The sequence below is a fragment of the Synechococcus sp. UW105 genome (assembly GCF_900473935.1).
GTDB lineage: Bacteria > Cyanobacteriota > Cyanobacteriia > PCC-6307 > Cyanobiaceae > Synechococcus_C.
Map to the genome: position 1 here is coordinate 1 of NZ_UCNN01000010.1, position 5,242 is coordinate 5,242.

Sequence of the window (5,242 nt, forward strand, 5' to 3'; positions counted from 1 at the left end):
CACCGGCTGACCAGCCGCACGAAAACTTCGTCTTCCCTGAAGAGGTTCTGCCCCGCGGTAACGCTCTTTGATGGTTTGGTCTGGATCGCAGATCCGTCCCTGAACACAATGGGGTGCCACTCGGCACCCCATTTTTTGTGCGCTCGTGGTGTTCAGGTCACGTTTGCGCGCAGTTTGTTGGCCCCTCTTGGGCGTTAGTGGCCTTCTCGCAACCTTGTTTTGAATGCTGTCACCGCAGGGCTTACTGATGCGCTCGTTTGCTGCCAGGTCGCTGGTTTGGCCGCGGTCTGTGCTGTTGCTTGCTGGCGGCTTCTGGTTGCTCACCCTGTTGATCCAGATTTGGCGTCTGGAAAGCCTGAGTGCCACGTACGACCAGGCTCTGTTCCTGCAGGAGCTCTGGTCAACTGCCCAGGGTCGGCCCTTTGAGAGCAGTTTGTCTTCGGTGCTTTCCGGGGCTGTGGCGATTGGCAATGCTCTACCCCTTGTGGATTATCTGCATCTGGGTCAGCACGCCAATGTGCTGACGTTGGCGGTGGCCCCTGTGGTGGCCCTGTTGGGGCGTTGGGCCTTGCCTCTGGTGCAGGTCACGGTCCTGACCGCTGCAGGTCTTGTGCTCTGGCGCATTGCAGCAGTGCGCTTGCCTCGGCCTTTGGCTGTGCAAATCACGGCTGCCTACTTTCTCAGCGGAGCCGTGATCGGGCCCGCGCTTGAGAACTTCCACGATCTGATTTGGTTGCCTCTGCTTGGCTTTTGGCTGGTGGAAGGTTTGCTGGAGCGCCGCGGCTGGCAGGTGCTGCTCTGTGGTTTGCTCCTGCTGCTGGTGCGGGAAGACAGCGGTTTGGTGCTGTTTTCCTTGGGTTTCTGGGCTCTGGTGCGACGGCCAGATGTGCGGTGGTGGGGTGCGGCCCTGATGCTGCTGTCCTTCGGGTGGGTGTTGCTGGTCACCAACTGGATTCAGCCCGCCGTTGATTCTTCGTTGGCCGATCGCTTCCTGGCGGAAAAATTTGGTCACCTCGTTGAAGACCCTTCTCAAGGCACCCTTGCTGTGGTGCTCACCATGCTGGGCCGGCCGCTTGCTCTGCTGCAGGCGCTGGTGTCACCACCAGGGGCCACGGTCGGATTCGTTTTGGCCCTCACCTTGCCGCTGTTGTTTGTGCCGTTGCTTTCGATTGATGCTGGCCTGTTGGTGCTGGTGCCTCTTCTGATTGCTCTGGTTTCGCAGGGACGCACCGCTCTGGCGGTGACCTTGCGCTACGTGCTTGCCCTGGTGCCTGGTCTTTACCTGGGTGCTGTGCTCTGGTGGCAGGCCCATCCTCAGGTGTGGCAACGGCGATGGTTGCGCCCAGTTTGGACAGGAGCTCTGGCCTTGGGAGTGGTGCTCACCCTGGTGGGAAACCCACACCGCTCTCTCTCGGCGTTGATTCCCGACAGCTTTTCGCCTTGGGTGCATGTGCCGCCGCAGAGGATGCTTGCCAGGCGCGAGGCGGCCTGGGCTGCGGTTGATCAAGTGCCGCCTGATGCAAGCGTTTCGGCGGACACCCCATTACTGCCACTGTTGGCGCAGCGGCAAGAGTTGATCCGCTTCCCCAAGCATCTGGCGTTCCGTGGTCGTGATGGGATGGAGCGAACGGTGGAGTATGTCGTGGCGTTTCCTGGCTACTACACCCCCTTGGCCCCTGTGTTCAAGCGGGAACGACGCCAGCAGGCATCGATCCGTGATCGTCTCAATCAGTTGGTGCGCCGCGGCGACTATGCGCTGATCCATTGCCAGGGGGGAGCGGTGGTGTTGCAGCGGGTGAGCGGCACAGCTCCAGGCCTGACTCCCAGCTCTGGCAGTGCCAACCATTGTGATGCGCTTGATTGATCAAGCGGCCTTGCGCCTTTGCAGATGAGCCCCAGCCGGGGTCGTTGGGATTGAGGAGGAGCGTGTCCCAGTAGCTTGCGCCTAAGGCCTCGTTGAAACTCTTTTTGGGGAAAGCGATCAGCTCACGTGTGCTGAGGTGAGGTGCCAGATAGCTGGTTGTCAACACGTTTGCGTTCGTTGGAATTTGACCGATAGCAGCGCTGGCATCCATGCGCAGGCTCCACCGCTGCAGGTAGGGCCCAGCAAAAAACCACGGTTTCGCCAGGCTCAGCCAGCACAGCAGTGCCCAGCCCAGCACCAGTGCGCGGCGGCGGCCTGCCAATCTGTGCCGGTGCTCGGCAGCTGCTGCCAGGCCGTCAATCGCTGCCGTGACCGCCACCACAGCGAGAGGCAGGCTGTAGTGATGAATGAGGGTGCGGTAGCTGGGGGATGCTGATAGCAGATTCACCACCACGAGTGGCAGCGCAATCACCAGCACCGGCAGAGAGCGGCGACGCCAGAGCAGGCCACAGGGCAGTGCGAGCAGTACGAGATAGCTGACGCCTCCACTCCAGTCGATGCTGGTGAGGATCTGGTGCAGTCCCCCGTTCAGATGGCCGAACATGCGGCCAGCCGCCTTGGGCCCTTCACCACCCCGTAGCCAGGGATAGAGCCAACGACTGAGCATCAGCAGCCAGCCTGCCGAGAGCAGGGCGGCGTTGGCGCTCCATCGCCAGCGGCGTTGGCAGGCCAGCTCCAGTGCCAGACCGATCGTGATCAGCACCAAGCCGTCACGGCAGCCGAGCAGGATCAGCAGCAGCGCTAGCCAGAGCCACGCTCTCCTGGCCCGTTCTGCCCAGAGGATGAGGGCCAAGGCTGGCATCACCCACACCTCAGGGTGGAAATCAAACAGGTTGCTGTTGAACACCACCGGTTGCAGCCACCAAAGCAGGCAGGCCAGCCAGCAGAGGCGTTGGGGTAGTCGGGCCTGGGCGGCCAGCATCCAGATCGGGATCGCCGTCAGGCTGAGGGCAAGCGCCTGAGATGCGAGCAGCCAGTGCACGGATGGAGCGATCGCATACAGGCCACCCGTCAGGAAGAAAACCCAGGCACCATGGTCGGCCAGTAAGTGGACCTCCTCCATCGAGGAGATCGGCGCTAGGCCCTGGCTCAGTAGCCAGGCCCATTGATCGAACAGCCCGAGGTCGTAGGCATTGCTCTGCAGCAGGGCGTGGCGGGCAGCGGAGCAGCACCAACCAATCAGCGCCAGCAGCAGGCTGATCAGCCAGAGACGGCGAGGTGGAGCCACAGGTCTAGGGCTGCTGGTGCTGGTCATGGGCTCGGTGCATCCAGCGCTGCTGGGCAGTGCCAAAGCTGCCACGATTGTTCTGCCCCCTGGTCGTCGGCAGCGATCGGGTTGCAGCGCTCGAGTGGTTGACGGCTCACCACCCAGTGTTCGCGCTTGCTTTCAGCATCATTGGGTAAGAGTTCACGGCCTGCATACCAGCCAAGGGATGGGCGAGTAGGTCCTCGCAGGATCACAACGGCTTCGGCGGGCAGTTGTCGAATCTCACTCGCGATTGGGCGGGGGTCCCAGCTTTCGTTGAGTTCCCAGAGCCAGAGCTGGCTCTGCCAGAGGCATAGCAGGGCCAGGCCCCAGCCGATCAGCAAGCTGATCAGGCCCCAGCGTCGCTGCTGGCTTGTGGGTTGGATCAGTTGCAGCCCGCCTGCCAGCAGGCCCAGCCCGGCGCAGATCAGTGCGAGGCGAGGCAGACCCTGCTGCTGACCAATCAGCAGCAGGGTCATGCCGGTTAGCAGGAGGGCCGTGCCCAAGAGGGCCCAGATCCGTCCCACCCAGAGGGGTCGGCCCGTGCTCAGGAGCTGATGCAGTCCTTCGGCGCAGAGCAAGGCGATGGCTGGCCAGAGCAGATGGCTGTACCAGGGCAGCTGGCTGCGGAGCGGCAAGACCAGAGCGCAACTGCCCAGCAGCAGCCCCAGTTCCCAATGGCCACTGCTTTGCTGGCGCTCACTCCAGGCCCAGCGGAGGCCCAGGGGCAAGAGGAGCAACCAGGGCCAGCCGCCTTCAAGAACTTCCGTGATGGGCATCACCCAGGCCCCGGTGCTGTCGCCAACAACGCCCGCCACACGGCTGAGTCCCTGGCCGCCCCACATCACCAAAGCATCGGTGCCGCGTTGATGGCCGTGCCAAAGGTGCCAGGCCAGGCCGGGGAGGATGCCGCTTCCTAGCCAGGCCTGGGCACGGGGTTGCCAGGTGCTGTTGCGACGATCCCAGACGCTGATGGCCGCGGTGATCAGAAGAAAGCCCAGCACAGCAGGAGGCTTCAGCATCAGCACCCCCGTTGCTCCGAGGCCAGCGAGTAGGCCATGCCAGGGGGTCTGGCGACTGCTGAGCCAGCCGGTCCACAGCAGCAGTGAGCAGCTCACCAAGCTGCCGTCGAGCATCGCGAGCCGGCCGTGGCGCGCCATCGGTAGCAGGGTCATCAGGATCAGGCCGGCCAGTACTGCTCGTCGGTCGCATTGCGCTCCCCCCAGCTGCCGCCGCAGCAGGATCAGCAGCGGCACTGCCAGGCTGGCGATCAGGCAGGGCAGCAGTCGAGCCGCCCACTCGTGTTCACCCAGAAGTCGGGTGGAGGTACCGATGAGCCAATGCAGTCCTGGAGGCTTGTTCAGGTAGGCCTCGTTCCATTTCCAGGCGAGGAGCCAATCAAAACTGGGATGGGTCGGGTCAATCCGGCCGATCGTGGATCGGGCGACGCTTGTCACCCTGCCTTCATCCCAGTCCCGTAGAGGCAGATTGCCGAGGCCCGGCAACCACAGCACCAGGGTGAGAAGCCACAGCAGCGCAGGCCTTGTGAGTCCGTTAAGGTTCAAAGGTCCTGATCGCAGTGATGTGAAGGCATCCTCGGCCGTTCTCGGCCTGGTTGTCGTCGAAGGCATCGCCGGCGCTCAACAATCCCATCCAGGAGGAGGTGTCCATGAGTTCCAGTTCTTTAATTCAGGGTCTGCTGATCGCGGAGAACGCCGGCTGACGGCACAGTCCTCTGACTGATCAATCGGTTCCGCGCCAGAGCGGACCCGGCGAGAGCCCCCGTCCGGTTTCCGGGCGGGGGCATCGTTTTGGCAGTTTTGCGCCCTGGGCGGCGGCCAGATTGTGTATCAAGCGATACCAGCCGTTGTGTCAGCTGGCACATCCGATGTTGGTTGTGTGCTGTTAATGGGCCAGTTTTGATGTGGCGCATTTTGCGCCTTCCTGTGTGAGGAATTCAATGAAACTTTTCCAGCAACTGCTGGTTGCACCTGCTGCCCTGGGCCTTCTGGCTCCCGTGGCTGCAAACGCCAGCGACCTGAACATCAACGGTGTGTCTGACTACGCCGCTT

At 62.7% G+C, this 5,242-nt stretch carries 3 protein-coding genes and 2 pseudogenes; 3 read left to right on the forward strand and 2 right to left on the reverse strand.

All coding sequences use genetic code 11. From position 1 onward, the window contains the following. Positions 1–71, forward strand: a pseudogene (locus DXY16_RS15355) (photosystem II protein D2); the annotation flags it as partial. A gap of 176 nt (positions 72–247) precedes the next feature. Beyond that, a pseudogene (locus tag DXY16_RS04010) lies at positions 248–1,726 on the forward strand (DUF2079 domain-containing protein); the annotation flags it as partial. Here the strand turns inward: DXY16_RS04010 and DXY16_RS04015 are convergent. Both DXY16_RS04015 and DXY16_RS04020 read right to left on the reverse strand, forming a co-directional pair. Continuing rightward, complete coding sequence (locus tag DXY16_RS04015) at positions 1,725–3,179, reverse strand: DUF2079 domain-containing protein (RefSeq protein WP_170953835.1); 1,455 nt, start codon at positions 3,177–3,179, stop codon at positions 1,725–1,727. The pseudogene DXY16_RS04010 and the gene DXY16_RS04015 sit on opposite strands and share 2 nt — an antisense overlap. Further along, positions 3,176–4,735 (reverse strand): glycosyltransferase family 39 protein, encoded by a 1,560-nt coding sequence (locus DXY16_RS04020; protein WP_244281538.1) that lies wholly within the window; start codon positions 4,733–4,735, stop codon positions 3,176–3,178. Before DXY16_RS04020 ends, DXY16_RS04015 begins: the two co-directional genes overlap by 4 nt. 19 nt (positions 4,736–4,754) lie before the next feature. Between DXY16_RS04020 and DXY16_RS14620 the strand changes: the two genes are divergently transcribed. After that, positions 4,755–4,913 carry a hypothetical protein gene (locus DXY16_RS14620; RefSeq protein WP_170953834.1) on the forward strand — a complete coding sequence of 53 codons (159 nt, stop codon included), beginning with the start codon at positions 4,755–4,757 and terminating at the stop codon, positions 4,911–4,913. Positions 4,914–5,242 lie beyond the last annotated feature (329 nt).

Bases quoted from the DNA above. Each gene is read 5' to 3' on its own strand.
- DXY16_RS04015 (WP_170953835.1), bottom strand. From the start codon at position 3,179: ATGACCAGCACCAGCAGCCCTAGACCTGTGGCTCCACCTCGCCGTCTC.